Annotated in this window: 29 protein-coding genes and 1 riboswitch; of the genes, 14 read left to right on the top strand and 15 right to left on the bottom strand. The window is 65.0% G+C overall.

The genetic code is table 11. The annotated features are described in order from the left end of the window. Positions 1 to 168: 168 nt before the first annotated feature. On the top strand, positions 169 to 813 hold the full coding sequence (gene clpP / locus L5014_RS06230; protein WP_238462705.1) for an ATP-dependent Clp endopeptidase proteolytic subunit ClpP: 645 nt from the start codon (positions 169 to 171) through the stop codon (positions 811 to 813). Positions 814 to 879: 66 nt separating this feature from the next. Here the strand turns inward: clpP and L5014_RS06225 are convergent, their stop codons facing one another. Next, the gene (locus L5014_RS06225; RefSeq protein WP_238462704.1) at positions 880 to 1,518 is read right to left on the bottom strand and encodes a TetR/AcrR family transcriptional regulator; all 639 of its coding nucleotides are present in this window, start codon (positions 1,516 to 1,518) and stop codon (positions 880 to 882) included. 62 nt (positions 1,519 to 1,580) lie between these two features. Here L5014_RS06225 and L5014_RS06220 point away from each other — a divergent pair, with 62 nt between their 5' ends. After that, positions 1,581 to 2,156 (top strand): isochorismatase family protein, encoded by a 576-nt coding sequence (locus L5014_RS06220; protein WP_238462703.1) that lies wholly within the window; start codon positions 1,581 to 1,583, stop codon positions 2,154 to 2,156. 129 nt (positions 2,157 to 2,285) lie between these two features. Here L5014_RS06220 and sodB read toward each other — a convergent pair whose 3' ends face one another. Together sodB and xseA are read right to left on the bottom strand one after the other, a co-directional pair. Then, positions 2,286 to 2,864: a superoxide dismutase gene (sodB, locus tag L5014_RS06215; protein WP_238462702.1), complete on the bottom strand. Its 579-nt coding sequence runs from the start codon at positions 2,862 to 2,864 to the stop codon at positions 2,286 to 2,288. Positions 2,865 to 3,140: 276 nt separating this feature from the next. Then, positions 3,141 to 4,511 carry an exodeoxyribonuclease VII large subunit gene (gene xseA, locus L5014_RS06210; RefSeq protein ID WP_238462701.1) on the bottom strand — a complete coding sequence of 457 codons (1,371 nt, stop codon included), beginning with the start codon at positions 4,509 to 4,511 and terminating at the stop codon, positions 3,141 to 3,143. A 615-nt stretch (positions 4,512 to 5,126) separates the two neighbouring features. On the opposite strand from xseA, the gene lpxK reads away from it, so the two are divergent. The 5 genes from lpxK to L5014_RS06185 all read left to right on the top strand — a co-directional run bounded on the left by lpxK (position 5,127) and on the right by L5014_RS06185 (position 8,981). Next, positions 5,127 to 6,179, top strand: coding sequence for a tetraacyldisaccharide 4'-kinase (gene lpxK, locus L5014_RS06205; RefSeq protein ID WP_238462700.1), 1,053 nt, complete (start codon positions 5,127 to 5,129; stop codon positions 6,177 to 6,179). Beyond that, positions 6,160 to 6,408, top strand: coding sequence for a Trm112 family protein (locus tag L5014_RS06200; RefSeq protein WP_238462699.1), 249 nt, complete (start codon positions 6,160 to 6,162; stop codon positions 6,406 to 6,408). Before lpxK ends, L5014_RS06200 begins: the two co-directional genes overlap by 20 nt. 2 nt (positions 6,409 to 6,410) lie before the next feature. Next, positions 6,411 to 7,214 carry a 3-deoxy-manno-octulosonate cytidylyltransferase gene (gene kdsB / locus L5014_RS06195; RefSeq protein ID WP_238462698.1) on the top strand — a complete coding sequence of 268 codons (804 nt, stop codon included), beginning with the start codon at positions 6,411 to 6,413 and terminating at the stop codon, positions 7,212 to 7,214. 181 nt (positions 7,215 to 7,395) lie between these two features. Beyond that, a complete protein-coding gene (gene adk / locus L5014_RS06190; RefSeq protein WP_238462697.1) occupies positions 7,396 to 8,058 on the top strand; it encodes an adenylate kinase in 663 nt (220 codons plus the stop codon). A 164-nt stretch (positions 8,059 to 8,222) separates the two neighbouring features. Continuing rightward, on the top strand, positions 8,223 to 8,981 hold the full coding sequence (locus tag L5014_RS06185; protein ID WP_238462696.1) for a 3-hydroxyacyl-CoA dehydrogenase: 759 nt from the start codon (positions 8,223 to 8,225) through the stop codon (positions 8,979 to 8,981). Between the two features lie 115 nt (positions 8,982 to 9,096). Here the strand turns inward: L5014_RS06185 and L5014_RS06180 are convergent, their stop codons facing one another. Further along, the gene (locus tag L5014_RS06180; protein ID WP_238462871.1) at positions 9,097 to 9,936 is read right to left on the bottom strand and encodes a SirB1 family protein; all 840 of its coding nucleotides are present in this window, start codon (positions 9,934 to 9,936) and stop codon (positions 9,097 to 9,099) included. Between the two features lie 5 nt (positions 9,937 to 9,941). Then, complete coding sequence (gene murJ, locus L5014_RS06175; protein ID WP_238462695.1) at positions 9,942 to 11,492, bottom strand: murein biosynthesis integral membrane protein MurJ; 1,551 nt, start codon at positions 11,490 to 11,492, stop codon at positions 9,942 to 9,944. A 410-nt stretch (positions 11,493 to 11,902) separates the two neighbouring features. Between murJ and rpsT the strand changes: the two genes are divergently transcribed. Further along, entirely contained in the window at positions 11,903 to 12,175 is a 273-nt protein-coding gene (rpsT, locus tag L5014_RS06170; RefSeq protein WP_238462694.1) for a 30S ribosomal protein S20, read from the top strand. A 110-nt stretch (positions 12,176 to 12,285) separates the two neighbouring features. Here rpsT and L5014_RS06165 read toward each other — a convergent pair whose 3' ends face one another. After that, entirely contained in the window at positions 12,286 to 12,630 is a 345-nt protein-coding gene (locus L5014_RS06165; RefSeq protein WP_238462693.1) for a DUF3579 domain-containing protein, read from the bottom strand. A 536-nt stretch (positions 12,631 to 13,166) separates the two neighbouring features. On the opposite strand from L5014_RS06165, the gene argF reads away from it, so the two are divergent. Continuing rightward, positions 13,167 to 14,096 carry an ornithine carbamoyltransferase gene (gene argF / locus L5014_RS06160; protein ID WP_238462692.1) on the top strand — a complete coding sequence of 310 codons (930 nt, stop codon included), beginning with the start codon at positions 13,167 to 13,169 and terminating at the stop codon, positions 14,094 to 14,096. 83 nt (positions 14,097 to 14,179) lie between these two features. Here the strand turns inward: argF and L5014_RS06155 are convergent, their stop codons facing one another. Beyond that, entirely contained in the window at positions 14,180 to 14,980 is an 801-nt protein-coding gene (locus tag L5014_RS06155) for an IclR family transcriptional regulator (protein ID WP_238462691.1), read from the bottom strand. A 119-nt stretch (positions 14,981 to 15,099) separates the two neighbouring features. Here L5014_RS06155 and L5014_RS06150 point away from each other — a divergent pair, with 119 nt between their 5' ends. Further along, positions 15,100 to 16,290, top strand: a complete 1,191-nt coding sequence (locus L5014_RS06150; protein ID WP_238462690.1) for an acyl-CoA dehydrogenase — start codon at positions 15,100 to 15,102, stop codon at positions 16,288 to 16,290. A 124-nt stretch (positions 16,291 to 16,414) separates the two neighbouring features. Here the strand turns inward: L5014_RS06150 and L5014_RS06145 are convergent, their stop codons facing one another. Then, complete coding sequence (locus L5014_RS06145; RefSeq protein WP_238462689.1) at positions 16,415 to 17,053, bottom strand: peroxiredoxin; 639 nt, start codon at positions 17,051 to 17,053, stop codon at positions 16,415 to 16,417. Positions 17,054 to 17,435: 382 nt separating this feature from the next. On the opposite strand from L5014_RS06145, the gene L5014_RS06140 reads away from it, so the two are divergent. The 3 genes from L5014_RS06140 (at position 17,436) to L5014_RS06130 (ending at position 18,886) form a co-directional block, all read left to right on the top strand. Next, positions 17,436 to 17,738: an ElaB/YgaM/YqjD family protein gene (locus tag L5014_RS06140; protein WP_028220165.1), complete on the top strand. Its 303-nt coding sequence runs from the start codon at positions 17,436 to 17,438 to the stop codon at positions 17,736 to 17,738. A 260-nt stretch (positions 17,739 to 17,998) separates the two neighbouring features. Next, complete coding sequence (locus L5014_RS06135; protein WP_238462688.1) at positions 17,999 to 18,376, top strand: phage holin family protein; 378 nt, start codon at positions 17,999 to 18,001, stop codon at positions 18,374 to 18,376. Between the two features lie 36 nt (positions 18,377 to 18,412). Further along, entirely contained in the window at positions 18,413 to 18,886 is a 474-nt protein-coding gene (locus L5014_RS06130) for a DUF3318 domain-containing protein (RefSeq protein ID WP_238462687.1), read from the top strand. Between the two features lie 32 nt (positions 18,887 to 18,918). On the opposite strand, the gene L5014_RS06125 is transcribed toward L5014_RS06130, so the two are convergent. The 7 genes from L5014_RS06125 to glyA form a co-directional block, all read right to left on the bottom strand. Beyond that, positions 18,919 to 19,371, bottom strand: a complete 453-nt coding sequence (locus L5014_RS06125; protein ID WP_238462686.1) for a type IV pilin protein — start codon at positions 19,369 to 19,371, stop codon at positions 18,919 to 18,921. Between the two features lie 35 nt (positions 19,372 to 19,406). Then, positions 19,407 to 19,931 carry a pilus assembly PilX family protein gene (locus L5014_RS06120; RefSeq protein WP_238462685.1) on the bottom strand — a complete coding sequence of 175 codons (525 nt, stop codon included), beginning with the start codon at positions 19,929 to 19,931 and terminating at the stop codon, positions 19,407 to 19,409. After that, positions 19,928 to 20,725 (bottom strand): PilW family protein, encoded by a 798-nt coding sequence (locus tag L5014_RS06115; RefSeq protein WP_238462684.1) that lies wholly within the window; start codon positions 20,723 to 20,725, stop codon positions 19,928 to 19,930. Before L5014_RS06115 ends, L5014_RS06120 begins: the two co-directional genes overlap by 4 nt. Then, the gene (locus tag L5014_RS06110) at positions 20,722 to 21,171 is read right to left on the bottom strand and encodes a hypothetical protein (protein ID WP_238462683.1); all 450 of its coding nucleotides are present in this window, start codon (positions 21,169 to 21,171) and stop codon (positions 20,722 to 20,724) included. Before L5014_RS06110 ends, L5014_RS06115 begins: the two co-directional genes overlap by 4 nt. Then, on the bottom strand, positions 21,168 to 21,704 hold the full coding sequence (locus tag L5014_RS06105) for a GspH/FimT family pseudopilin (protein WP_238462682.1): 537 nt from the start codon (positions 21,702 to 21,704) through the stop codon (positions 21,168 to 21,170). The genes L5014_RS06110 and L5014_RS06105 overlap by 4 nt, the downstream gene beginning before the upstream one ends. Positions 21,705 to 21,914: 210 nt before the next feature. After that, positions 21,915 to 22,397 carry a transcriptional regulator NrdR gene (nrdR, locus tag L5014_RS06100; protein WP_238462681.1) on the bottom strand — a complete coding sequence of 161 codons (483 nt, stop codon included), beginning with the start codon at positions 22,395 to 22,397 and terminating at the stop codon, positions 21,915 to 21,917. Between the two features lie 18 nt (positions 22,398 to 22,415). Continuing rightward, positions 22,416 to 23,663, bottom strand: coding sequence for a serine hydroxymethyltransferase (gene glyA, locus L5014_RS06095; protein WP_238462680.1), 1,248 nt, complete (start codon positions 23,661 to 23,663; stop codon positions 22,416 to 22,418). A 175-nt stretch (positions 23,664 to 23,838) separates the two neighbouring features. After that, a riboswitch (ZMP/ZTP riboswitch) is annotated at positions 23,839 to 23,994 on the bottom strand. Positions 23,995 to 24,239: 245 nt separating this feature from the next. Here glyA and ydfG point away from each other — a divergent pair. Next, a complete protein-coding gene (ydfG, locus tag L5014_RS06090; RefSeq protein WP_238462679.1) occupies positions 24,240 to 24,986 on the top strand; it encodes a bifunctional NADP-dependent 3-hydroxy acid dehydrogenase/3-hydroxypropionate dehydrogenase YdfG in 747 nt (248 codons plus the stop codon). The last annotated feature ends 17 nt before the right edge of the window (positions 24,987 to 25,003 follow it).

The raw sequence follows: 25,003 nt of genomic DNA, 5'->3' as shown, positions 1-25,003 counted from the left end.
CCGGTCTTTCGCGGACAGCCCTCGCCGCCTCTGCCCGCAAGACGACCGCCGGCGCGCCGATGTGACAACGTCGCGCAAAAAAATTGTCGTCACACGCGACACGCGGCGAGCGTCTTGGGGGCGCGGCACCGTTGTGCCGCGCCCGACCACCCGAACGCGAGGAATTTCATGCATCCCACCGCCGACCATCATGCGGCAATCGCGCCGCGCGCGCTCAATTTCGTGCCCACCGTCATCGAAACCTCAGGCCGCGGCGAGCGCGCCTACGACATCTACTCGCGCCTCTTGCGCGAGCGCATCGTGTTTCTGGTCGGGCCAGTGACCGAGCAGACGGCGAGCATCATCGTCGCGCAGTTGCTCTTTCTCGAAGCCGAGAATCCGGAGAAAGACATCAGCCTCTATATCAATTCGCCGGGCGGCTCGGTCTACGACGGTCTCGCGATCCACGACACGATGCAGTTCGTGAAGCCCGACGTCTCCACGCTTTGCACGGGCTTTGCAGCGAGCATGGGCTCGTTTCTGCTCGCCGCCGGAGCGCACGGCAAACGTTTTGCACTCCCTAACGCACGGATCATGATTCATCAGCCCTCGGGCGGCAGCCAGGGCACCGCCGCCGATGTCGAGCTTCAGGCGCGCGAAGTGCTTTATCAGCGCGAGCGTCTGAATGCGATGCTCGCCGCGCACACGGGCCGTAACGTCGAGCAGATCGCGCACGACACCGACCGCGATCACTTCATGTCGGCCGAGGCGGCTGCGGAATATGGACTGATCGACCGCGTGCTCGCGTCGCGCGACGAAGCGTTGCCGCGCTGAGGGCGCGCGACGTCGCGCTACCAGGGCAACGCTGCGCGAGATGAGGCGTAAACGTATGCTTGAGGCTCACGCAAGCCGCACGGCGAGCCAGGCGGCCAACACGCCCTTGTACTCGGTGACCAGCAGCGTGCGCTCCTTCGGCTTCGCGCTCGCATAGAGCAGATTGAGGCTCTTGACGACCTGCAGCATGACCTCGGCGACGCGATACGCCTCGTCGGCCGTGAGCGCCACGTTGTAGCGCCTGAACAGCGTGGCGAAACGCTGACGCAGTTTGTTGCGCGCCGCTTCGTCGCGACGAAAGCCCAGCGAGACGGAAAGCAGCGGCAGATACGCGGGATACGCATCCATCAGCTCGACCATCATGTCGAGCAACCGTTCGGCGAGTTGCGCGGGCGGCAACTCGCCGCCGCTTGCCTGCGCCTCGATGAGCGCGCTCCAGCGCGCATCCATTTCGTCGCCATATTGCTGGCGCAAGGCGAGCGCGAGCGCGTCCTTGTTCGGGAAATACTGGTACGCCGCGCCAATCGACACGCCGGCCTGCTGCGCGATCTGCGTCATCGTGGCCCCTTCGAAGCCGCGCTCGGCAAAGGCTTGCGCAGCCGCTTCAAGCAGGGCATCGAGCGTGCGCGCGGCGCGTTGCTGGCGCGGCACGCGGCGCCGGGCTTCATTCGGCACGGCTTTGCGCCGCAGCGGTGCGACCGCCATATCTGAGGCCTCCCTCACATTAAGGTATGATATGTGAGGCCATCCTCACATATTGGTGAACCATGACGCAAGCCCTTTCTCTCGATCCGAGCAAGACCGCGCTCGTGATGATCGATCTTCAGCACGGCATCGTGAGCCGCCCTGTCGCGCCCCATGCCGGCACGCAGGTGGTCGCCAACGCAAAGACCCTCGCCGATGCGCTGCGCGCCAAAGGCGGCACCATCGTCTGGGTGCGCGCGCTGCTCAACGACATCCTCGCGATGCCCGCCGACGCCCCCACGCGCGCACCCGACGCGCCGGCAGCACCGGCCATCGCTTCCGAGCTCGTGCCCGAGATTGGCGCGCAAGCCAGCGACGTCGTCGTGTCGAAGCGCCAGTGGGGCGCGTTCTACGGCACCGACCTCGAGCAGCAGTTGCGCCGCCGCGGTATCGACACCATCGTGATCGGCGGCATCGCGACCAACTTCGGCGTGGAGTCCACCGCGCGCGCGGCCTTCGACCAGGGCTTCAAGCTTGTCTTCGTCGAAGACGCCACCTCGGGTCTGAACGAAGACATGCATCGTTTCACATTCGAAAAGCTGTTCCGTCACATGGGGCACGTGCGCTCGACGCAGGACACGCTCGGCGCGTTCGCGTAAAAGGCGCTTCAAACAGGCGCCGCAAACCCGACACAAACAAAAAGCCCTCGATTCGCATCGAGGGCTTTCTTTTCTTTCATGCGCCATTCAAACCGAACGGCGCAGAAACGAAACTGGGCGGACTGCGCTTTACGCGAAGTTCTTCGCAGCGAAGTCCCAGTTTGCGATGTTCCAGAACGCTTCGACGAACTTCGGACGTGCGTTGCGGTAGTCGATGTAGTAAGCGTGTTCCCACACGTCGATCGTGAGCAGCGGCTTGGCATCGGTCGTGAGCGGCGTAGCGGCGTTGCTGGTCGACACGATGTCGAGCGAGCCGTCCGCCTTCTTCACGAGCCACGTCCAGCCCGAGCCGAAGTTACCGACTGCAGCCTTCGTGAAGGCTTCCTTGAATGCGTCGAAGGAGCCCCACTTCGCGTTGATCGCGTCGCCGAGCGCGCCCGACGGAGCGCCACCACCTTGCGGCGAGAGGCTGTTCCAGAAGAACGTGTGATTCCAGATCTGGGCCGCGTTGTTGAACACGCCACCCGACGACTTCTTGACGATCTCTTCGAGCGAGAGCTTCTCGAACTCGGTGCCCGGGATCAGGTTGTTCAGATTCGTGACGTAAGCCTGGTGGTGCTTGCCGTAATGGAACTCAAGCGTCTCTTCCGACATGGTCGGAGCAAGAGCGTTCTTCGCGAACGGCAGCGGCGGGAGCGTAAATGACATGATGCGGTTCCTTCGTCGTGTTATGGGGAGTTCTGCGTGATAACCGGCATGGAGCACTCGATTGTAGGCGAGTTGGAATAACCCCGCAAACGCGTGGACATTATGCCGATCATCGGTTACGCAGGGCTTTTGCGCCGCGATTCCGCAGCGATTCCATAGCGATTACGCGAGCTTTTCAGCAAGCGCCGCGCCCGCTGCGAGCGGGCCTCCAACACAGCGTGGGGAGATGGAGCAAGGCGCATCAATGACGTCCACCTGGACGCCCCGCGCCCCCGTTCAGAAGCCTTCCGGGAGTCTTGGCTGCACGTCGGCGAGCGCGACGTCCGCGCTGCCCTGCGCGAGATGCACGGTCAGGCGCTTGCCCGGCTTGAGCGCGCCCGGAGAGCGCACGGCCGCGCCGCTTTGCGTGTCTAGCAGCGCCGCGTAGCCGCGCTCGAAGGTGCGCTGCGGGCTCAGCACTTCGAGGCGCGCCGCCAGCCCGGAAACGCGCGCCGTTTCGCGCTCGCGCCCCCGCGCGAAGGCGGCATCGAGGCGCCGCGAAAGCGACTCCACCTGCGCGCGCTGCGCCGAAGCGTCGGGCCGCACGCGCTGCCAGCGCATCTGCACGACGTTGAATTGCGCGCGCGCCTGCGCGGTCGCGCGCGTGCCCGCTGAAGCGAGCCGGATCGCCAGTTGGCGCAGATGCGTGCGCTGCTGCGAGAGCCGCTCCCCCGGCGAAACGAGGCGTCGCGCGAGCCAGTCGAGCTGCTGTGCGCGGCGCTCCATCAAACGGCCGAAGCCCCGCGCGAGTGCGGCGTGACGCTGGTCCAGCTCGCGCAGGAGCAGCACGCGTTGCGGGCTCACGAGCTCGGCGGCGGCGGTGGGCGTCGGCGCGCGCATGTCGGCGGCGAAATCGGCGATCGTGAAATCGGTCTCGTGACCCACGCCGCTCACCACGGGAATCGCGCTCGCCGCGATGGCACGCGCAAGCGTCTCGTCGTTGAACGACCAGAGGTCCTCGATCGAGCCGCCGCCACGGCACAGCACGATCACGTCCACTTCCGCACGGGCGTTCGCGGCATCGAGCATGGCCGTAAGCTTTTCCGCCGATCCCGCGCCCTGCACCGGCGCCGGATAGACGATCACGGGCACGTGCGGCGCGCGGCGGCACAGCGTCGTGAGCACGTCGCGCAGTGCAGCCGCCTGCATCGACGTAATCACGCCGATCGCGCGCGGATGCGTGGGCAAATCGCGCTTGCGCTCCGGGTCGAAGAGCCCTTCGGCTTCCAGTTGCGCCTTCAGGCGCAAGAACGCCTCGAAAAGCCGCCCCTGGCCCGTGCGCCGGATCGCCTCGACGTTCAACTGCACCTCGCCGCGCGGCTCGTACATCGTCACGAGCGCGCGCACCTCGATGCGGTCGCCCTCGCGCGGCGTGAACTCGGCATATTGCGCGCGGCCGCGGAACATCACGCAGCGCATTTGCGCCTGTGCGTCCTTGATCGAGAAGTACCAATGCCCGCTCGCGGCGCGCGTGAAATTCGAGACCTCACCCGAAATCCACGCGAGCGGGAACGAACGTTCGAGCATCGAGGCAATCGCGCGATTGAGCGCCGAAACCGGGACGACGACGTCGCCGCCGGGCGCGGAGGAAAAGCGGTCGGAATTCATGGACAGAGCGTTGGTGAACAATGGGCCGAAAGCAGGCCGAAAACGGGCCGGAAATAGCCCGGACAGACGATAGACGTTCGGGGGGCGGCAGTCCAGCAGGAAACGCTCCCATACGACAAGACGCTGCAAGGTGTCCACATCGACTCTGTCATGTGACAAATTTGATGCAAGTCCATAAAAAACACTGGAAAATCTCGCTATCCCATTGATTTAAATGACGCTTTTATCCCAATAACGAAACATCATACCGATGAGATCGGCCATGAGCGGGCTTTTGCGGTCAGCCAAGCCCTACTTCTCCACAAAGTTATCCACAGCCGTCCGGTTCACCGACAGAGCAGGCAAATCCTTCCGACTTTCACTCGGTCGAGTGGCCGCGTGGCCGCTTAGCTTGCCGCCCGGCGCTCACCCGCGCTAGAGTGCCGGGTCCACGACGGCCCGTTCGCGACGCGATGTGACACGACCGCGCGCCGTCCTTGCTATCCCTGCGGCGCCTTTGCCCAACGCTTCGCCGCTCGTCTCGAACTGGAGAACCGCTCCGATGTCCGTTCTGTCCGTCAGCCTCCGGTGCCCTTCGTACTTTTCGTACGCAAGGTCCGCGCACGGCACACGCCGATGAGCGGTCCGATCGCCGATTTCAAGGCGCGCGCCGAAGCAGGCCTTGCGCGCGAGTGGCAGCAGCGCGGCCCGCTCGCCTGGGCGCTCGCGCCGCTCGCCGCCGTGTTCGCCGCTGTGAGCGGCGCGCGTCGCGCGGCCTTTGCGGCTGGCTGGCTCAAATCGGTGCGCGTGGGCCCACCGGTCGTGGTGGTGGGTAACGTGACAGTGGGCGGCACCGGCAAGACGCCCACGGTGATCGCGCTCGTCGAGGCGCTGCGCGCCGCCGGCTTCACGCCCGGCGTCGTTTCGCGCGGCTACGGCGCGAAAGTGCCGCGCCCCACGCCGGTGACAGCGGCCACGCCCGCCCGCGCTTGCGGCGACGAGCCCCTGCTCATCGCGCGCCGCACCGGCGTGCCAGTCTGGGTCTCGCCCGATCGCGTCGCGGCGGCGCAGGCACTGTGCGCGGCGCATCGCGACGTCGACGTGATCGTGAGCGACGACGGCCTGCAGCACTACCGCCTCGCGCGCGACGTCGAGCTCGTGGTGTTCGATCACCGGCTCGGCGGCAACGGCTTTCTGCTGCCCGCCGGACCGCTGCGCGAGCCGCTCTCGCGGCGACGCGACGCGACGCTCGTCAACAATCCGTTCGAGCGCACGCTGCCCGACTGGCCTGACACCTTCGCGCTCAAGCTCGAGCCTGGCGAAGCCTGGCACCTCGCGAATCCCGCCCTGCGCCGGCCGCTCACGCAGTTCGCGGCGCAAGGCGCGCCTGGCCAACCGCCGCAGCACATCGTGGCGGCGGCGGGAATCGGCTCGCCGGAACGTTTTTTCGCGACCCTGCGCGCGGCCGGCCTCGCGCCCCAGACGCTCGCGCTGCCCGACCATTACGACTACGCGACCAACCCGTTTAGCGGGGTCGCCGCCGACGTCATCCTGGTCACCGAAAAAGATGCCGTAAAATTGGGGGCCTGGAACGACGCGCGCATCTGGGTCGTCCCCGTTGAAGCCGCGCTCGATCATCGCCTCATTACTCTGGTTGTGGAGAAACTCCGTGGACGCCCGTCTGCTTGAAATCCTGGTCTGCCCGATCTGCAAGGGTCCGCTCAGCTACGACCGCGCCGCGCAGGAACTGATCTGTAGCGCCGACAAGCTCGCCTATCCGATCCGCGACGGCATTCCCGTCATGCTTGTCGACGAAGCGCGCCAGACCGTCGAAGGCACGCCCGTCGATCCTAACGGCCCATCAGGCCCGTCAGGCTCCTCGGGCCCGTCCAGCCCCTCCGGCTCGAGCGGCGCCTGAGCATGGCCGCGCCCGCGCAGCCTTTCGTCGCTGTCGTACCGGCACGCCTCGCGTCCACCCGGCTGCCCGACAAGCCGCTCGCCGACATCGGCGGCAAGCCGATGGTCGTGCGCGTAGCCGAGCGCGCCCGCGCCTCGGGCGCCCAGCAGGTGCTGGTCGCCTCGGACGCCCAGAGCGTGCTCGACGCCGCGCGCGAGCATGGCTTCGAAGCCGTCTTGACACGCGCCGATCACCCCTCGGGCACCGACCGCCTGGCCGAAGTGGCCGAGCACTTTGGCTGGAATGACGAATTGATTGTTGTCAATGTCCAAGGTGACGAACCGCTGATCGATCCCGCATTGGTGTGCGACGTGGCGTCGCACCTTGCCGCGCACCCCGAGTGCGCAATCGCCACGGCGGCGCACCCCATCACCGCTCCCGACGAGATCCTGAATCCGAACGTGGTGAAGGTCGTGCTGGACGCACGCGGCGTCGCGCTCTACTTCTCGCGCGCCCCCATTCCCTGGGCGCGCGACGCCTGGCAACCGCACTGGTCGCCGGCCCGCCTCGATCTGGCCGCCATGCCCGCCCCGCCGGCTCCGGCGACCGTCTACCGGCATATTGGCCTGTATGCGTATCGGGCGAAATTCCTGCGCAGCTACCCCACGCTCACTCACTCGCCGATCGAACAGGTCGAAGCGCTCGAACAACTGCGCGCGATGTGGCACGGCGAGCGCATCGCAGTGCTCGTCACCGCCGAGGCGCCGGCACCCGGCGTCGACACGCCCGCCGACCTCGCCCGCGTGCAAGCGTTATTCCGGCCTTAATAGCGGCCGTGGGCCAAAAAACCCATGGCATAATCGGTTGTTTGCGCGAGCCGTCGAAGCCTTTGTGCGTGGGGATTTCCCCCCGACCTGGCCTGCTGGAGGAGACGCACGACGCCGCCGATGCCGCCCGTGAGGGCCGCCGCCGCGCCGCAAGAATTCACATAGATCGGAGAAAGTTGAAATGCGTTTGATCCTGTTGGGCGCCCCCGGTGCGGGCAAGGGAACCCAGGCAAACTTCATCAAGGAGAAGTTCGGCATTCCACAAATCTCGACGGGCGACATGCTGCGCGCGGCCGTCAAGGCGGGCACGCCGCTCGGCGTCGAGGCCAAGCGCTACATGGACGCGGGCGAGCTCGTGCCCGACACGCTCATCATCAACCTCGTAAAGGAACGCCTGCAGGAACCCGACTGCAAGAACGGCTACCTGTTCGACGGCTTTCCGCGCACCCTGCCGCAGGCCGAAGCCATGAAGCAGGCCGGCGTGGCCATCGACTACGTGCTCGAGATCGACGTGCCGTTCGACGAGATCATCGTGCGCATGAGCGGCCGCCGCATGCACCCGGCATCGGGCCGCACCTACCACGTGAAGTTCAATCCGCCGAAGCAGGACATGGTCGACGACGTGACGGGCGAGCCGCTCGTCCAGCGCGACGACGACAAGGAAGAGACCGTGCGCAAGCGTCTCGACGTGTACGTCGCGCAAACCAAGCCGCTCATCGCCTACTACAGCGACTGGGCCAAGCGCGGCGAGGAAAACGGCATGAAAGCGCCGCAATACCGCGCAATCGCGGGCCTCGGCAGCGTGGAAGAAATCCGCAACCGCGCATTCGACGCGCTCAAGTAAGACGTCTTTTGCCGGCCGCGCCGGGCGATCCCCGGCGTGAACGCCGGCCTCCCCGTTCGGCCGGTCCTCGTCCTTCTGCTCCTCTTGGCCGTTGAGTCGCGGACTGACCCGTCACGGGGTCACGCCGCAAGAAATTACCCATCGAGCAGCAAGGAGGAAGACAGATGCAAATCCGCGACAACGTATTCCTGATCACCGGCGGCGCGTCGGGCCTCGGCGCCGCCAGCGCGCGGCTCATCGCGGCCGAAGGCGGCAAGGTCGTGCTCGCCGACCTCAACGAGGAAGCGGGCAACACGCTCGCGAAAGAACTCGGCGGCACCTTCGTGAAGTGCAACGTCGCGAGCGAGGAAGACGGCGCGCGCGCCGTGGCCGCCGCCACTGCGGCAGGCACCTTGCGCGGCCTCGTGAACTGCGCCGGCATCGCACCTGCGATCAAGACCGTCGGCAAGGACGGCCCGCACCCGCTCGACGCGTTCAGCAAGACCATCTCGGTCAATCTGATCGGTACCTTCAACATGATCCGCCTCGCGGCTGCCGCGATCGCGCAGACCGCACCCAACGAAGGCGGCGAGCGTGGCGTGATCGTCAACACCGCATCGGTGGCCGCTTACGACGGCCAGATCGGTCAGGTGGCCTATGCGGCCTCCAAGGGCGGCGTCGTGGCAATGACGCTGCCGATCGCGCGCGATCTCTCGCGCAGCGGCATCCGCGTGATGACGATCGCACCGGGCATCTTCGAAACGCCGATGCTGCTCGGCATGCCCAAGGAAGTACAGGATGCGCTCGGCGCGATGGTGCCGTTCCCGCCGCGCCTCGGCAAGCCCGACGAGTACGCCATGCTCGTCAAGCAGATCGTCGAGAACCCGATGCTCAACGGCGAGGTGATCCGCCTCGACGGCGCGATCCGCATGCAGCCGAAGTAAAACCTCGCGCACGATGTAAAAAATCCGCGAACTCAACACTCGCGGGTTTTTTGTCTGCGGAAAGCGCATGCCGGCGCCGCATCGCTCCGATCAATCGTGCAAATCAATCGCAACATCAATCATTATCGAGCGTGCGCTGACGCAACTCCTGCAATTGCAACTCGACGACCGTGGCGTCCTCGGCTTCGGGACGCTCGTCGAGATAGTGCTCGAGATCTTCCAGAGCGGGCCGCAGGTAATCGAGGCGCGCGTATGCGAAGCCGCGATCGCGTACCTCTTCGATGCTCTCCGGCAGCAGAATCACGAGCCGCTGCTGGATGCCGAGCAGTCGCTCCCAGCGCTCGGTCTGCAGATATACCGACTTCAGGTTGCGCAGCATGCGCGCCACGATCTCGCGCCGCGTGGCCGGTTCGAGCAGCATGCGCAGCGCGCGCGCGACGGAGTCGCCGTCACTCGTCACATAGGGTTCGAGCATCTCGACCATATCGGACTCGGAAAGCGTGCGGCCCGTGGTCGGATCGAGCATGGCGTCGCCATCGGGCAGCGAGACGCGCAGCAGGAAGTGCCCGGGAAACGACACGCCCTGCACCGGCAGCCCGAGCTGGCCGGCGATCTCCAGATAGAGCACCGCGAGCGAAATGGGGATGCCGCGCCGGCGCTTGAGCACGACGTTCAGATGACTGTTGTCGGGATCGAAAAAGTCGTTGAGATTGGCGGCGAAACCCATCTCGCGAAAGAACACGCGGTTCAGAAACGTAACCTGCTGGCGCACATCGATGTCCTCGGGCATGCGCTTTTTGGCACGCAGCGCCAGCTCGTCGATTTCGGCGAGCGTGCCTTGCAGGTCAAGGTCGGGGTAGGCATCCTGCGCGATCGCCAGCGCCGCTTCGGTGAGCGGCAGGCTCTCGTCGTCGGCGACCAGCGTGCTGAAATAGTCCAGCACCCGCGTGTTCATCGTGATCACTTCGCGCGCCTCTTGAAGTATGCGTATTTGAAGCCCATCAACCAAAGCATACCGAAATATAGCGCGGCGAACAGCACGAGGCAGGCGGCGAGCAGCGCGATGCGTGCGAGCGGTTCGCGATGCAGGCCGATCCAGTCGTAGCTGATCGCACACCAGTGCATCGCACCGGAAAGCACGAGGCATGCCCCGAGCAGTTGCACGAAAAACCGGCTCCATCCGGGGGACGGCCTATAGATGCCGCGGCGGCGCAGGCCGATAAAAAGCAGCAGCGCGTTGATACAAGCCCCGAGCCCGACCGAAAGCGTCAGGCCCGCGTGCGAAAAGATCGGCACGAAGAGGTAGTTGCCGACCTGGGTGGCGACGAGCACGCCCACGCCGATCTTCACGGGCGTCTTGATGTCCTGGCGCGCGTAAAAGCCCGGCGCCAGGATCTTGATGAGAATGAGCCCGATGAGCCCGACACCGTAAGCCGTGAGCGCGCGGCCCGTCATGATGACGGAATTCGCGTCGAACTTGCCGTAGTGGAAGAGCGTGGCGGTGAGCGGCTCGGCGAAAAAAAACAGCGCGACCGCTGAAGGCGCCGCAAGCAGGAAGGTCACGCGCAAGCCCCAGTCGAGCAGCGCCGAATATTCATGCGGATCGGCGTCGACGTGCGCCTTCGACAGGCTCGGCAGCAAGATCGTGCCGAGCGCCACGCCCAGCAGCGCGGTGGGGAACTCCATCAGGCGGTCGGCGTAATTGATCCACGAGACTGCGCCCGCGCCCAGACGCGAGGCAATGTTCGTATTGATGATGAGGCTGATCTGCGCGACCGACACCGCGAACATGGCCGGCACCATTTTCGCGAGCACGCGCTTGACGCCGCGATGCGCGAGCGCCTTGAGCGGATTGAGCCCGATGCGCGGCATCATGTCGATCTTCTTCAGGCCCGGCAACTGCACGATGAACTGCAGCACCCCACCGACGATCACGGCCCAAGCGAGCGCAAAAACCGGCTGCTTCATGTGCGGCGCGAACGCCACCGCCGCCGTGATGAACGCCACGTTGAGCAGCACTGGCGCGAACGCGGGCAGCGAGAACTGCTTGTACGTGTTGAGCACCCCGGACGCCAGCGACGTCAGCGAGATGAACACGATGTACGGGAACATGATGCGCGTCATCGTGACGGCAAGCTGATACGCCTGGCCATCGTTCTTCAGGCCCGTGGCGACCACGGTCACGACGAACGACGCTCCGACGATGCCCAGCACCGAAAGCACGGCGAGCGCCCACGCAAGCACCGTCGAGGTGGCGTCGACGAGATCGCGCGTGGCATCGTGCCCCTTCTGGCTCTTGAACTCCGCGAGGATCGGCACGAAGGCTTGCGAAAACGCGCCCTCCGCCGAGATGCGGCGCAGCAGGTTGGGAATGCGGAATGCGACGTAAAAGGCGTCGGTGTACTGGCTCGCGCCGAATGCGCGGGCAATCAGCGTTTCTCGGGCCAGTCCGGTCACGCGCGACAGCAGCGTGAAGCCGCTGACCGTCAGCAGGGCTCGGAATAGATTCATGGGGCGCTTATTATACGGGTGCCGCCCGGTCCGTCGCCGATGCGCGGCGTCAAGGCCGTCATCACGGGGCCGCACAGAGCGCTCGCCGCCAGCCGCCCCTACTTCACCAAGCGCCTCACGATTGCCACCGCCATGATTTCGTTGCTATAATTCGCGGTTTCGAGTTTCGTCAACGCTCGAATCTCGCCTTGGAAAGGAAGCACAAAGCGGCCGTGCATTTCTGGCCCTTTTTCCGCTTCGGCACAAAAGGCGTGGCTGGCAAGTTAGAACAATGCCGGCAAATACCGTTTTGCGCTTTCGGGCAAATCATTCCCGGAAGTTCAAATCCAGGCAAGGAGCGTCGTCCACTCGACTGGAAGTCAGCGACCGAAAGTCAGCGGGCTGAAGCTCTCGAAACATAAGGAACCAACATGGCAAATTCCGCACAAGCACGTAAGCGCGCCCGTCAGGCCGCGAAAGCAAACTCGCACAACTCGGCGCTGCGCTCGAAGTTCCGCACCGCTATCAAGGCCGTTCGCAAGGCGATCGACGCTGGCGACCAGGCAAAGGCCGCAGAAGTCCTGAAGGCTTCGGCAAAGACGCTGGACATCATCTCCGACAAGAAGATCGTTCACAAGAACAAGGCCGCTCGCCATAAGAGCCGTCTGGCTGCTGCCGTCAAGGCAATGCAGGCTGCGCAGTAACGAGTCGGGCCGTCCGCCACGGCGGGCGCTTCCTGATTCCCGCTGCAATAAAAAAACCCGCTTCGGCGGGTTTTTTTATTGCACGACATGCGTGATTTGCGTCTTCTGGCTCAGCGGCCACCCTGCTGCGTCGCATGGTCTTCCGGCAGCTCGCAGGCCTCGGTCACCACGAGATCGTTGTCCTTGGCGAAGTTCATCACGAAGTTGAAGGCCATCGGCTCGACGTCCTTCAGGCGCGAATCCAGCACCACGACCTTGAGGTCGCCGATCATCGTCGGTCGCACGTACAGCGAGTAGCGCAGGTAGGCGTTCGGCCCGCGCGCATTGGCTGGCGCCTTCGGGCCAAAGCTCGACATCACACCCGCCAGACGCTCCGACCAGTCGCTCGGGCGAAACTTCTTCCCCGTGCTGGTGATGCCTTGAATGAAGTATTCGGTTGGAGCGTCGTCGGCCATGTAGGGTACCTGTATGACTGCGCGGGGCCGCGGCGATGCGGTGGTGCGCTTATGCGGCTGAAACTGGGCACGAGCGCGCCGCCCGCGCTTGTGCCGCGGAGCTCCGGCCGAGGGCAGTTCGCCCGTTGGCCGCGCGCAAATACAGTCCGATGGAGAGGGGAGAGGCCGTCCGCGCACCCGAGCAGCGCGACGCCGCATCGAACATGCGGCGTAGTTGCCGGCCAGCGCACAGGCCACTCCCGCGAGCCTCGCGTCTTGCGCGTCGAGCCCGCCGTCGTGCCTGGAAAATCTTTGAGATTATAGCGCAGCAGCTCTTTTGACGCACCGCACATAAGATGCTCGATGACGGTGCACGCGCGCCCTTCCCCCGTCGCGCGACACCCTGCACCGAAGCTGGCCGTCCCTCGCCCCTGTCTTCCTGCCGACTCGTCAAAGTCCGCAAAATCCTTTATGCTGCATTGACTTACCACCAACCGCAGCGGCGTCGCCGGCTCAATCCTGCAGTTCGAGGCCGGACCGGGCGCCGTTTTTGTTTCATGACCTCCCGGACCATACGCCATTACCTGCAGTTCAAGGATTTCTCCCTTGACGATTATGAATATGTGCTGGAGCGCGCGCGCATCCTGAAGCGCAAGTTCAAGAACTACGAGACCTATCATCCGCTGCACGACCGCACGCTGGCGATGATCTTCGAGAAGAGCTCCACGCGCACGCGTCTGTCGTTCGAAGCGGGCATCTTCCAGCTCGGCGGCCATGCCGTGTTCATGAACACGCGCGACACGCAGCTCGGCCGCGGCGAGCCTATCGAAGACTCGGCGCAGGTGATCTCGCGCATGGTCGACATCATCATGATCCGCACGTTCGGCCAGGACATCATCCAGCGCTTTGCCGAAAGCTCGCGTGTGCCGGTCATCAACGGTCTCACGAACGAGTACCACCCCTGCCAGGTGCTGGCCGACATCTTCACGTACTACGAGCATCGCGGCCCGATCCGCGGCAAGACCGTGGCGTGGGTGGGCGACGCCAACAACATGCTCTACACGTGGATCGAAGCCGCGCAGATCCTCGACTTCAAGCTGCGCATCTCCACGCCGCCGGGCTACCCGCTCGATCCCGCCCTGGTCGCGCCGGAAAGCGCGCCTTTCTACGCGGTCTTCGACGACCCGAACGAAGCCTGCACGGGCGCCGACCTCGTGACTACGGACGTCTGGACCAGCATGGGCTTCGAGGCCGAAAACGAAGCGCGCATGAAGGCCTTCGCCGACTGGTGCGTGGACGCCGAAATGATGGCGCGCGCCAACCCCGACGCGCTCTTTATGCACTGCCTGCCCGCGCACCGTGGCGAGGAAGTGAGCGCCGAGGTGATCGACGGTCCGCAAAGCGTGGTCTGGGACGAAGCGGAAAACCGCCTGCACGTCCAGAAGGCGCTGATGGAGTTCCTGCTGCTCGGCCGCCTGAATCACTGAGCCAAGCGCCCCCGCTTCATGCAAAAAAAGCCGACCCGAGGGTCGGCTTTTTTTATCCGCTTTTTTGCGCGCAGCAGCGCGCGTCACACCGTCTCGCCAAGCCTGCGCGCCAGCGACTTCAGAAGCGGCGCCACGCGCTCGCGAAACACCTCCTGCCCCATCGACGAAGCCGGCCCGCTGCAGCTGAGCACCAGCCAGCGCCGCTCGCGCGGCTCGCGAAACGGCACCGCCACGGCATTCACGTCCTCATGCCAGTCGCGGAACGAATAGCAGACGCCCTCCTTCGCGAAAGTCTCGATCTCCCGCTTCGCCGCCGCGACCTGTGCAGGGCCGTCGGCGCCCGCCGCCTTTTCCAGCTCCGCAAAGAGCGCCGTGCGCACATCGAGCGGCTGCACGGCAAGATACGCGCGGCCCATCGAGCTCGTCAGCATCGAAAGATGCGAGCCCGAGGCAAGCCCCAGCGTAAGCGCCGTCTCGCTGCGAATGGTCTCCAGATAGATCACGTCGAGACCGTCGCGGCAACCCAGCGACACCGCCGCCCCCACCTCGCGCGCGAACACACGCATGTGCGGACGTGCGAGTTCTAGCGTGTCCGTGCCCGAAAGCAAGGCGAAGCCCAGCGAAAGCACGCCGGCATCGAGCGCGTATTTGCCGAGCAATTCATCGAAGCGCAAATAGCCCAGCACAGTGAGCGTGTAGGCGAGCCGGTTGACAGTCGCCTTCGGCAAGCCCGTGCGCTCGACGAAATCACGATTGCCAAGCAGCGTCTCGCCGGGCCGAAAGGCGCGCAGCAGTTCGAGCCCGCGCGCGAGCGCCACGACGAACTTGCGCTCGTCGATCGTGCCCTCCGCCCGCGCGGAGGAAACCGATGAAAGTTCATTCATTTCAGGTGCAGACATGAGCGAGCTGGTGATACACTAAGGTCAATTTGCAAAACATTGTTTCGCATAGCGGAACTTCCGTCAAGCGCAAATTGCCCATTTCGAGATTTTGGAGAGACACCATGGCCGCACATGCCCAGTTCCATTGGGAAGATCCGCTGCTGCTCGACCAGCAGCTCACCGAAGACGAACGCATGGTGCGCGACGCCGCCGCTGCCTACTCGCAGGACAAGCTCGCGCCGCGCGTGCTGGAAGCATTCCGCCACGAAAAAACCGACGCGTCGATCTTCCGCGAAATGGGCGAAGTCGGCCTGCTCGGCCCGACGATCCCCGAACAATATGGCGGCCCGGGCCTCAACTACGTGGCTTACGGTCTGATCGCGCGTGAAGTGGAGCGCGTCGATTCGGGCTATCGCTCGATGATGTCGGTGCAGTCGTCGCTCGTCATGGTGCCCATCCACGAATTCGGCTCGGAAGCGCAAAAGCAGAAGTACCTGCCGAAGCTCGCAAGCGGCGAATGGATCGGCTGCTTCGGCCTGACCGAGCCGAACCACGGCTCCGACCCGGGCAGCATGGTCACGCGCGCGAAGAAGGTGAACGGCGGCTACTCCCTCTCCGGCGCCAAGATGTGGATCACGAACTCCCCTATCGCCGACGTGTTCGTCGTCTGGGCGAAGCTGGAAGAAGACGGCAAGGACGACATCCGCGGCTTCATCCTGGAAAAAGGCTGGAAGGGCCTCTCGGCGCCGGCGATCCACGGCAAGGTGGGTCTGCGCGCGTCGATCACCGGCGAAATCGTGCTCGACGAAGTGTTCGTGCCCGAAGAGAACATCATGCCAGGCGTGAAAGGCCTGCGCGGTCCGTTCACGTGCCTGAATTCGGCGCGCTACGGCATCGCCTGGGGCGCGCTTGGCGCGGCTGAGGCCTGCTGGCACACGGCGCGCCAGTACGTGCTCGACCGCAAGCAGTTTGGCCGCCCGCTGGCCGCAAACCAGCTGATCCAGAAAAAACTCGCCGACATGCAAACCGAAATCACGCTCGGCCTGCAAGGCTGCCTGCGCCTCGGGCGCATGAAGGACGAAGGTACGGCGGCAGTTGAGATCACCTCGATCATGAAGCGCAACTCGTGCGGCAAATCGCTCGACATCGCGCGTCTCGCACGCGACATGCTGGGCGGCAACGGCATCTCCGACGAGTTCGGCGTCGCGCGCCACCTCGTGAACCTCGAAGTGGTGAACACCTACGAAGGCACGCACGACATCCACGCGCTGATCCTCGGCCGCGCGCAGACGGGCATCCAGGCGTTTTTCTAAACGCGCGCCCCCTTGCCGAAGGCGTATGAAAAAAAAAAGCGCCGCACGAGTCGAATCGTGCGGCGCTTTTCGCTTTTCGCTTCCCATGCCGCGCGCTGCGCAATCGCGCGACCAGGCCGACGCCTTACTTGTTCGGCTGCGGCGTCATGCGCAGATACGGACGCAGCGCCTTGTAACCCTTCGGAAACTTCTGCTTGAGCACTTCCTCGTCCTTCAGCGACGGGACGATCACGACATCGTCGCCCTGCTTCCAGTTGCCGGGCGTCGCGACCTGATAGTTGTCGGTGAGTTGCAGCGAATCGATCACGCGCAGCACTTCGTCGAAATTGCGGCCCGTGCTTGCCGGATACGTGATGATGAGGCGCACCTTCTTGTTCGGATCGATCACGAAGAGCGAGCGCACGGTGAGCGTTTCGTTCGCGTTCGGATGGATCATGTCGTACAGCGTGGAGACCTTGCGGTCGCCGTCAGCGAGAATCGGGAAGCCGACGCTAGCCGCCTGAGTCTCGTTGATATCCTTGATCCACTCGTTGTGCGACTCCGCGCTATCCACCGAAAGCGCGATCGTCTTGACATTGCGATTCTCGAACTCGTCCTTGAGCTTCGCAGTCAGGCCGAGCTCGGTCGTGCAGACCGGCGTGAAGTCGGCCGGATGCGAGAACAGCACGCCCCAGCTATTGCCGAGCCAGTCATGAAATTTGATGCGGCCAACGCTCGAATCCTGCTCGAAGTCGGGTGCGATATCGCCAAGACGCAGACTCATGGTGCGGTTTCCTTTGAACGAGGTAGGCGGCCCGTGACACGCACCGCCCGATGATCCATGTGGACATTTACAACACTAAAGCATACAGGGCGCGCTCATACCCAGCGAACGAACATCGGGTCAGACCTTTATGAATTTTGGTAATTTTGACGATCGCCGCGGAAACTTTACGTTCCAGATCAACTCCATTTGTCCTACTGTGGATGTCTATGCCCCACAGCACGCGCGGGGCAGCGCCAAAATGCAGTCCATTTGGGAGTGCCACGCGCAATTCGCGGGAACAAATCGTGCGCGATCTTGCCCGGCGGCGGGCAGCCACGCTTGCCAGCGCGCGTATCTTTGTTACGATTCACGCGTGATGTGACACGATGGGAGTTAGTCAATGTCAGAGGTCAACAAGGAGAGGCTGATGTCGGATATCAAAACCGTCCTCGCGGATGCAGAGGACCTGCTCAAGCAAGCGGCGAGCGCCACCGGCGAGCGCGCTTCGGAGCTTCGCGAAACGGCCCTCACGCGCCTGAAGCAAGCCAAGGAGAAGGCGGCCGACGTTCAGGTCGTCGTGGTGGAAAAAGGCAAGAAAGCGGCGCGCGCCACTGACGATTACGTGCACGAGCACCCGTGGACGTCGATCGGCATCGCCGCGGGCGTGGGCGTCCTCGTGGGCTTGCTCATCAACCGCAAGTAAAAAAGACGCGGCGTGTAGTCGCAGCGCGTGCCACGACGCGTCGCGGGCGGCCCACGCAAGGCGGCTGTCGGTCCTGGGGTCCCCAGGGATGCGGAGCATTCCAGCCGCATCGGCTCAATTGGGCCACCCGTGGCTGCTCGTGGCTGCTACCCGGCAAACCGCAAGCCGGCAGGCCGGTGCGCTGCACCGGCCTGTCTTTTCTGGGCGCTTTCCTCGCGCATTCGCCTCGCGCGCAAGCGCAGGCGCCAACCGCATTCGCCATGACGACAGACACCCACCCGCAGCATGGAGCAGTACGCCGTCTCCTCGGCTCGGCGTTCGCGATGTTTCATACGCGGCTCGAGTTGATCGGCATCGAACTGGCAGAGGAGAAGGAGCGCCTGCTCGGCATGCTTCTTCTCGGACTCGCAGCGATGCTGCTTGGAGTCATGGCGCTGATCGCGCTGACCGCACTCATCGCGATCGCTTTCTGGGACACCTGGCGCTTGCAGGCGCTCGCCGGGATCACGATCGTCTATGCGCTCGGCGCCCTCGTCTGCGCCTTGAAGGCGCGCAATAGCTGGCGCAACGCACCGCCGGTATTCCAGGCAACGCTCGAAGAATTCCAGAAGGACCGCGAAATCCTTCGCAAGCCCTAGCCCACGCCTGCCAACCGCCTGCCGCGAAACGAATCCATGAGCCCACCCCGACCGGACAACAACGCCTTTCGCCCTGAACGCACGCGTAGCCGCAATCTGTCGACACCGCAGTTGCGCGCGCTGCGCAAGGAACTGCTGATCGTGCGCGCGAGTGTCGAGCGCGCCGAAATGGCGGCCTCGGTTGTCGAGTTGCGCGAAGCCGTCACGCACTTCAGCTGGCTGCGCTTTCTCGTGCCGGGTTTCGGCAACGTCGGCGTAAGTCGCGCGAGCTCCGGGCTCGGCAATCTGCTCAAGCAATACCCGCTCTTGAGCTCCATCGCCTCGCTGGTGCTGGCCAAGCCGCTGCGCGAGAGCGTCACCTCGGCCGCTCGCCCGGTCGTGAAATGGGGCGGCCTCGCGCTCACGGCGTGGGAGGCCTGGCGCATCTGGCAACAAGTGCGCCGCCAGCGCAGCGCACCGACCGGCCGCGCACGACGCTACGCGTCCGAAGAAGACGACATCACGGGCTAAGCCTCCATTCGAACTGCGCTCCCGGGTACCGCTCATCGGTCCCTCCAGCAATCTCGCGGATTGGGCACCGTCACGGGAGCCGTCACAGGCGCGGCAGCATACGCGCCCGGCGCCTGGTTGCTACGCGTGCCGTTCGCATCGAGCGTGAAAGCCCCGCACGGATCGTCGCGCATCGGGCCGGTTTCCGCCGGCGCGGCCACGATCGTATAGCCACCGTTCATTTCGTCCCCCGCCAAAAGCTTCAGTCGATAAACCGCAGCTCCCGCTGGCGGCGCCTGATCCATGCCCGCAGGCAGCAAAGCCGGCAACGGACCTTGCGCTTCGACGAATTGCGCCGCGCGATAGAGCGCCGCGACCGCGTCGATCCGATGCCCGCGCGCGACCTGATTGCGCCAGCCCGGCAGCGCGAACGCCGCGACGATGGCCACGGCGGCCAGCGCGACAACCAGTTCGAGCAAGGTAAAAGCGCGCTCACTGCGTTGCATCCTTCCTCCTCTTCCTCTTTGCTCTTTCGCTGCCGTCAAAAAGGCCGCGCGACGACACGCCGCCAATGGCGCTCGATGCGCATGCCGTCCACGACGAGTTGCATCTGCAGCCAGCTTTGCGCGTCGTCGGTAGCGCCGAACCCGCGCGCCGTGACGAGAAACGCACGCACCGCTGGCCGTGCCTCGATACGCCATGCTTCGACGAGACACTGCGGCGGCCTTACGGAGCCGGGCCACGATCGCACGGGCGCCGTAGCCTGCGCTTCGAACGTCTCCTGGCGGCGCCAGCCCTGCGGCTCGCCCGACTGCGCCGGCGCCAGCGGCGCTATCGCCGCACCCTCGACCAGCGCGCGCGAGCACAGCACAAGCCCGGCTTCGGCCGCACGAAAAGACTGCATCTGGTCGATCACAGCGCCGGCATTACGGGCCTCGAACAGCGCTCCTTCGAACCATGCTGCGGACGTGACGAGCATCATCGAAACGATCAGCAGGACAACCGGCAACGCAATGCCACGCTGATTCAACCGCCCATCATGCGAGCGCTGCGCCACGACCGTCATGAGCGCGCCTCCAGCACATTGCGCAGCGCCACGTGACGCCAGAACGCCTGCCTCACACGGCCATCGGCGGCACCGACCGACACGCCATCGCAATCGACATAACGCACGCGCCGGGCGAGCGGCGCCCCGCGCACGAGCACGCACAGATCGACAGCCACGACCGAGGCCCACTGATCGCGCGAGATCGCCGTGGCGTCCACCGCTTGCGCGGCCCCCGCCAGCCAGTAACGCACACGCATGCGTTCGACACCCTCCACAAGCGGCTGCGCCGTGCCGGCTTTGCCCGAGCCTTCGCAGTAGAGTTCGGGCTCCCCCGTCGAGCTGCTCGCCTTCGTATGAAAGCGGTTGAGCACCTCGGTCTTGGGCGGCCCGACCGCCTGACCCAGGCAATCGGTCGCCTGGCCATTCGACGCCAGCCAGGTGGACTCGCCGTCGCCGCGATAGCGCACCGCGAAGCCGTCCGAGCGATTCGAGAGCGCCTCGCATGTCAAGCTCGCATGCGTGCCGATGGGACGCCCGGCGGTGCAGCCGAAAATTGGCGGGCCCGCGAGCCCCTCCGGATCGTCCGCACCCACGAACCCGGCCATCTGGATCTGCTCGCCCATGAGCGTCAGCGCATTCACGCCGGCGTCCTGGATCTGCGCGGCATCGATTGCGGCGGCAAACGCCTGACGCTGCGAGCGATATGCAGCAAGCGCGCCCGCAATCACGACAAGACCGAGCGCCACGGCGATCGTGAATTCGAGCAACGTGTGCCCTGGGCTGGCGCGCAAGCGCAACGAAGCGCGCTTCATTGAACGAACGCGAGCGCAAGACAGGCTCGCCCCTGTGCCGGCGCCGCGCCGCCGGATTGAGCGTCTTCGCATCCGTCTGCGGACGGCAGCGCGCGAAGCGCGGCCTCATCGCGCAAGGCGGCCCATGTCAGCACGACGAGCGAGACCGGGCCTGCCGTACCGGACACGGTTGCGCGCCCCTCGGGCACGATAGCGGCCACGCGAGCCTCCCATTGATCGCGAGGCGCCGTGCCCGCCTCCAGCGCGGCCTCGGCGACCGCGTCCGCGGCGAATGCCGCACGCACCCGCACCTCGGAGGCCAGCGCGTGCCGCACAAGTCCGAGCTGTGCACCGAGGAGGCCCAATCCGCACATCGACATGAGCGCCATCGCTAGCGCGACTTCGAGCAAAGCCGCACCGCGCCCGACGCACACACCACGCCGAAAATACCTGCTGCGCGCGCTCATGACGCCGCTCCGCATGCGCCGTCGCTCACACGCGCTCGACCGCCTGCTGCAACGCGTATGCAACGCTGCCATCCCGCCCCCCGCATCGAAGCCGCGGCGGCGCGCGGCGCGATCCCAAAGTTGCGAAAATTACCGATCGCCTGCCCTGCGGGCGGCGTGAACGTGAGCGAGGTCAAGCCCGACGCCACCGCGATTTCATCGAGCGCCGGCTGCGCACGCAAAAGCAACGACACGCCTGCGTGCTCGGCCATCACGGCCCAGCCGCACGACCAGTCGGCCCGCCCGGACGGACAGCTCTTCCCGGCCGCAAGACAATGCCGCGCGGCGTCGATCCGGCACACACTCACGCGCACCTTGCGCCGGATCGCTTCGCTGCGCGCATAAGAGAGCGTGCCGAGCAACGCGTTCGCGCGCGCGTCGACCTGGTCGCGCACCCGCCACGAAACGAACACCGGCGCCGTTGCCGTGGCGCACATGGCGAGCAGGACAATCACGACCATCGTTTCGATCAGCGTGAAGCCGGCATATTTCATCTGCAATCCTTATCGTTGAGGAATTGCAGTCACTCTACGGACCAACACGAAACCGAACAATTAGCCGAACGGCCAGCTTATGCGCATGCAGCCCTTCTTCGACAATGCAAGGGTCACGGGCAACAGCAGGGGGAAGGGGAAATGCGAGGAAGGAAAATACGTGAGCTTTTGGAACAAACGCGCAAGCACGCAGAGAAAGCGCGCGAGCGCTCAGCGTTTCTTGGGCGGCGTAGCAGCGCCGCTTGCACGGCGAAACTCTTCAATGACGTCCTCGAATTCGGAAACGTCCTCGAAGCGCCGGTACACGGAGGCAAAACGCACGAACGCCACCGTGTCGAGTTCGCGCAACTCGCCCATCACGAGTTCGCCAAGGCGCTCGCTGCGCACCTCGCGCTCGCCGCTGCCAAGCAGTTGATACTCGATGCGGGCAACCGCCGCGTCGATCGCGTCGGCAGCAACGGGCCGCTTGCGCAGCGCCAGTTGCATGCTCGCCATGATCTTGCGGCGGTCGAATTCCGTGCGGCTGCCATCCTTCTTGACGACGGCCGGCATCGCCAGCTCGACCCGCTCGTACGTCGTGAAACGCTTGTCGCAGGCCGGGCAGCGGCGGCGGCGCCGGATTGCGGCGCCGTCCTCGGACACGCGCGAGTCAACCACTTGCGTGTCTTCGTGCCGGCAGAAGGGGCAGCGCATGATGGATTACAGCCTGGATCAGCGATAGACCGGGAAGCGCTTGGTCAGCTCGGCGACCTGCGCCTTCACGCGCTCGATCGTCGCGGCGTCTTCCGGGTTGTCCAGCACGTCGGCAATCAGGTTGCCCACCTGCTCGGCTTCCTTCACGCCAAAGCCGCGCGTGGTCATTGCCGGCGAGCCCAGACGGATACCGCTCGTCACAAACGGCTTTTCCGGATCGTTCGGGATCGCGTTCTTGTTCACCGTGATATGCGCGGTGCCCAGAACGGCTTCCGCAGCCTTGCCGGTGATCTTCTTCGCGCGCAGGTCCACCAGCATCACGTGGCTTTCCGTGCGGCCCGAAACGATGCGCAGACCGCGAGCGACCAGCGTTTCGGCCAGCACGCGTGCGTTCTCGACTACCTGTTGCTGGTAGGTCTTGAACTCCGGCGAGAGCGCTTCCTTGAACGCCACCGCCTTGCCGGCGATCACGTGCATGAGCGGGCCGCCCTGGATACCCGGGAAGATCGCCGAATTGATGGCCTTTTCGTGCTCGGCCTTCATCAGGATCACACCACCGCGCGGGCCGCGCAGGCTCTTGTGCGTGGTCGTGGTGACGAAGTCGGCGAACGGCACCGGGTTCGGGTAGACGCCCGCGGCAATCAGGCCGGCGTAGTGCGCCATGTCGACCATGAAGTACGCGCCGACAGCCTTGGCAACCTTGGCGATGCGCTCGAAATCGATGCGCAGCGCGAATGCCGAGGCGCCCGCGATGATCAGCTTCGGCTTCGTTTCGTGCGCGCGCTTTTCGAGTGCGTCGTAGTCGATGTCTTCCTGCGCGTTCAGGCCGTAGCTCACGACGTTGAACCACTTGCCGCTCATGTTGAGCGCCATGCCGTGAGTCAGGTGGCCGCCTTCGGCGAGGCTCATGCCCATGATGGTGTCGCCCGGCTTGAGCATGGCGAAGAACACGCCCTGGTTGGCCTGCGAACCCGAGTTCGGCTGGACGTTGGCGGCCTCGGCGCCGAACAGCGCCTTCACGCGGTCGATCGCGAGCTGCTCGACGACATCGACGTGCTCGCAGCCGCCGTAGTAGCGCTTGCCGGGGTAGCCTTCGGCGTACTTGTTGGTGAGCTGCGAACCCTGCGCGGCCATGACCGCTGGCGACGTGTAGTTCTCCGACGCGATGAGCTCAATGTGCTCTTCCTGGCGGCGGTTCTCGAGTTCGATCGCGTTGAAGAGTTCGGGATCGACGTTGGCGATGGTGCTTTCGGCTCTGTCAAACATACGGGTTCCGTTAAGTGTGTTCAGGTTGACCGGGTCTCGCGCGGAACGCGTAGCGGGTACGCGGCGCTGCTGGCGAAGAGGCCAGCCTTGACGTGGCGGAAGAAGGTGCCGCACACACGAGGCAGGACAGCCACGGCCCGTAAAGACCCAGCAGCGCTCAATGAAGCGCGCGCAATTCGGCTGCCCAGGCGAACGGCAAAACGGCACCCTGCGCTTCACGGTGGGTCGTTCCACCTTGAGCCCCCATTTGAGCCGCCGCAAAGGAAGCTTGAAAGGCAATTATTACAGCCGTTGCCATCCGGGGACCCTATCGCCAGTCACGCAGGGATTGAGCGCGTTAGTGTATTGGATGCGCCCGGAATAGGCAACCTGGAAGGCAGCCACGGTGGCCGCTTCATGCTGCGCCGCGAGGGCCTGCCCAACGGCCTGCGTCCGTCCCCGGAAATTCCGGCCGCGAAAGCCGCTGCCCCTCATCCCGCCGCACGGCTTGCCTGTGTCCTGCCGCTTCCTTGCCGCAGCGCCGCATTGCAAGTAGGCTCTCCCCTTTCTTTGCGTTCCACTGACCAGGGAGCATCCATGATCGTCTTCGTCACCGGCGCATCCGCGGGATTCGGCGCCGCCATCGCCCGGGCCTTCGTGAAGGGCGGGCACCGCGTCGTCGCCACGGCGCGCCGCAAGGACCGCCTCGACGCCCTCGCCGCGGAATTGGGCGACGCCCTCTTGCCAGTCGAGCTCGACGTGCGCGACACCGCCGCCGTCGAGGCCGCGCCCGCCGCGCTGCCGGCGGAATTTGCCGAAGTCGATGTGCTCGTCAACAACGCCGGCCTCGCGCTTGGCGTCGAACCTGCGCACAAAGCCGATCTCGACGGCTGGGAGACCATGATCGACACCAACTGCACAGGTCTCGTGCGGGTCACCCACGCCTTTCTGCCGGGCATGACGGCGCGCAACCGCGGCCACATCGTCAATCTGGGGTCGTCGGCGGGAAGCTGGCCCTATGCGGGCGGCAATGTCTATGGCGCGACCAAGGCGTTCGTGCGCCAGTTCAGTCTCAACCTGCGCGCTGATCTCGCCGGAACCGCGCTGCGCGTGACGAATATCGAGCCGGGCCTGTGTGGCGGCACCGAATTCTCCGACGTCCGCTTCCGCGGCGACAGCACCAAAGCGGCCAATGTCTATAAGGATGTTCAGCCGCTCACCGCCGAGGACGTCGCTGACTCCATTTACTGGATCGCCACGCGTCCCGCGCATGTGAACATCAACACGATCGAGCTGATGCCGGTGGCGCAGTCCTTCGCCGGCCTCAGCGTCCATCGCGGCTAAACCCTGCGTTTACCCGT

The sequence above is a fragment of the Paraburkholderia tagetis genome, assembly GCF_022213065.1.
Classification (GTDB): domain Bacteria; phylum Pseudomonadota; class Gammaproteobacteria; order Burkholderiales; family Burkholderiaceae; genus Paraburkholderia; species Paraburkholderia tagetis.
Note: the sequence above shows the minus strand (reverse complement) of the source record. Positions and strands in the feature narration are given on the sequence as shown.

Coding starts and splice junctions, on each gene's coding strand:
- L5014_RS06185 (WP_238462696.1), top strand. CDS start 8,223: ATGCAAATCCGCGACAACGTATTCCTGATCACCGGCGGCGCGTCGGGC.
- L5014_RS06155 (WP_238462691.1), bottom strand. CDS start 14,980: ATGAATGAACTTTCATCGGTTTCCTCCGCGCGGGCGGAGGGCACGATC.
- L5014_RS06120 (WP_238462685.1), bottom strand. CDS start 19,931: ATGACGGTCGTGGCGCAGCGCTCGCATGATGGGCGGTTGAATCAGCGT.
- L5014_RS06220 (WP_238462703.1), top strand. CDS start 1,581: ATGACGCAAGCCCTTTCTCTCGATCCGAGCAAGACCGCGCTCGTGATG.
- lpxK (WP_238462700.1), top strand. CDS start 5,127: ATGAGCGGTCCGATCGCCGATTTCAAGGCGCGCGCCGAAGCAGGCCTT.
- murJ (WP_238462695.1), bottom strand. CDS start 11,492: ATGAATCTATTCCGAGCCCTGCTGACGGTCAGCGGCTTCACGCTGCTG.
- kdsB (WP_238462698.1), top strand. CDS start 6,411: ATGGCCGCGCCCGCGCAGCCTTTCGTCGCTGTCGTACCGGCACGCCTC.
- argF (WP_238462692.1), top strand. CDS start 13,167: ATGACCTCCCGGACCATACGCCATTACCTGCAGTTCAAGGATTTCTCC.
- L5014_RS06110 (WP_238462683.1), bottom strand. CDS start 21,171: ATGAGCGCGCGCAGCAGGTATTTTCGGCGTGGTGTGTGCGTCGGGCGC.
- L5014_RS06225 (WP_238462704.1), bottom strand. CDS start 1,518: ATGGCGGTCGCACCGCTGCGGCGCAAAGCCGTGCCGAATGAAGCCCGG.
- L5014_RS06115 (WP_238462684.1), bottom strand. CDS start 20,725: ATGAAGCGCGCTTCGTTGCGCTTGCGCGCCAGCCCAGGGCACACGTTG.
- L5014_RS06125 (WP_238462686.1), bottom strand. CDS start 19,371: ATGCAACGCAGTGAGCGCGCTTTTACCTTGCTCGAACTGGTTGTCGCG.
- nrdR (WP_238462681.1), bottom strand. CDS start 22,397: ATGCGCTGCCCCTTCTGCCGGCACGAAGACACGCAAGTGGTTGACTCG.
- adk (WP_238462697.1), top strand. CDS start 7,396: ATGCGTTTGATCCTGTTGGGCGCCCCCGGTGCGGGCAAGGGAACCCAG.
- L5014_RS06130 (WP_238462687.1), top strand. CDS start 18,413: ATGAGCCCACCCCGACCGGACAACAACGCCTTTCGCCCTGAACGCACG.
- clpP (WP_238462705.1), top strand. CDS start 169: ATGCATCCCACCGCCGACCATCATGCGGCAATCGCGCCGCGCGCGCTC.
- L5014_RS06150 (WP_238462690.1), top strand. CDS start 15,100: ATGGCCGCACATGCCCAGTTCCATTGGGAAGATCCGCTGCTGCTCGAC.
- L5014_RS06145 (WP_238462689.1), bottom strand. CDS start 17,053: ATGAGTCTGCGTCTTGGCGATATCGCACCCGACTTCGAGCAGGATTCG.
- L5014_RS06165 (WP_238462693.1), bottom strand. CDS start 12,630: ATGGCCGACGACGCTCCAACCGAATACTTCATTCAAGGCATCACCAGC.
- L5014_RS06180 (WP_238462871.1), bottom strand. CDS start 9,936: ATGAACACGCGGGTGCTGGACTATTTCAGCACGCTGGTCGCCGACGAC.
- xseA (WP_238462701.1), bottom strand. CDS start 4,511: ATGAATTCCGACCGCTTTTCCTCCGCGCCCGGCGGCGACGTCGTCGTC.
- sodB (WP_238462702.1), bottom strand. CDS start 2,864: ATGTCATTTACGCTCCCGCCGCTGCCGTTCGCGAAGAACGCTCTTGCT.
- ydfG (WP_238462679.1), top strand. CDS start 24,240: ATGATCGTCTTCGTCACCGGCGCATCCGCGGGATTCGGCGCCGCCATC.
- rpsT (WP_238462694.1), top strand. CDS start 11,903: ATGGCAAATTCCGCACAAGCACGTAAGCGCGCCCGTCAGGCCGCGAAA.
- L5014_RS06105 (WP_238462682.1), bottom strand. CDS start 21,704: ATGAAATATGCCGGCTTCACGCTGATCGAAACGATGGTCGTGATTGTC.
- glyA (WP_238462680.1), bottom strand. CDS start 23,663: ATGTTTGACAGAGCCGAAAGCACCATCGCCAACGTCGATCCCGAACTC.
- L5014_RS06135 (WP_238462688.1), top strand. CDS start 17,999: ATGACGACAGACACCCACCCGCAGCATGGAGCAGTACGCCGTCTCCTC.
- L5014_RS06140 (WP_028220165.1), top strand. CDS start 17,436: ATGTCAGAGGTCAACAAGGAGAGGCTGATGTCGGATATCAAAACCGTC.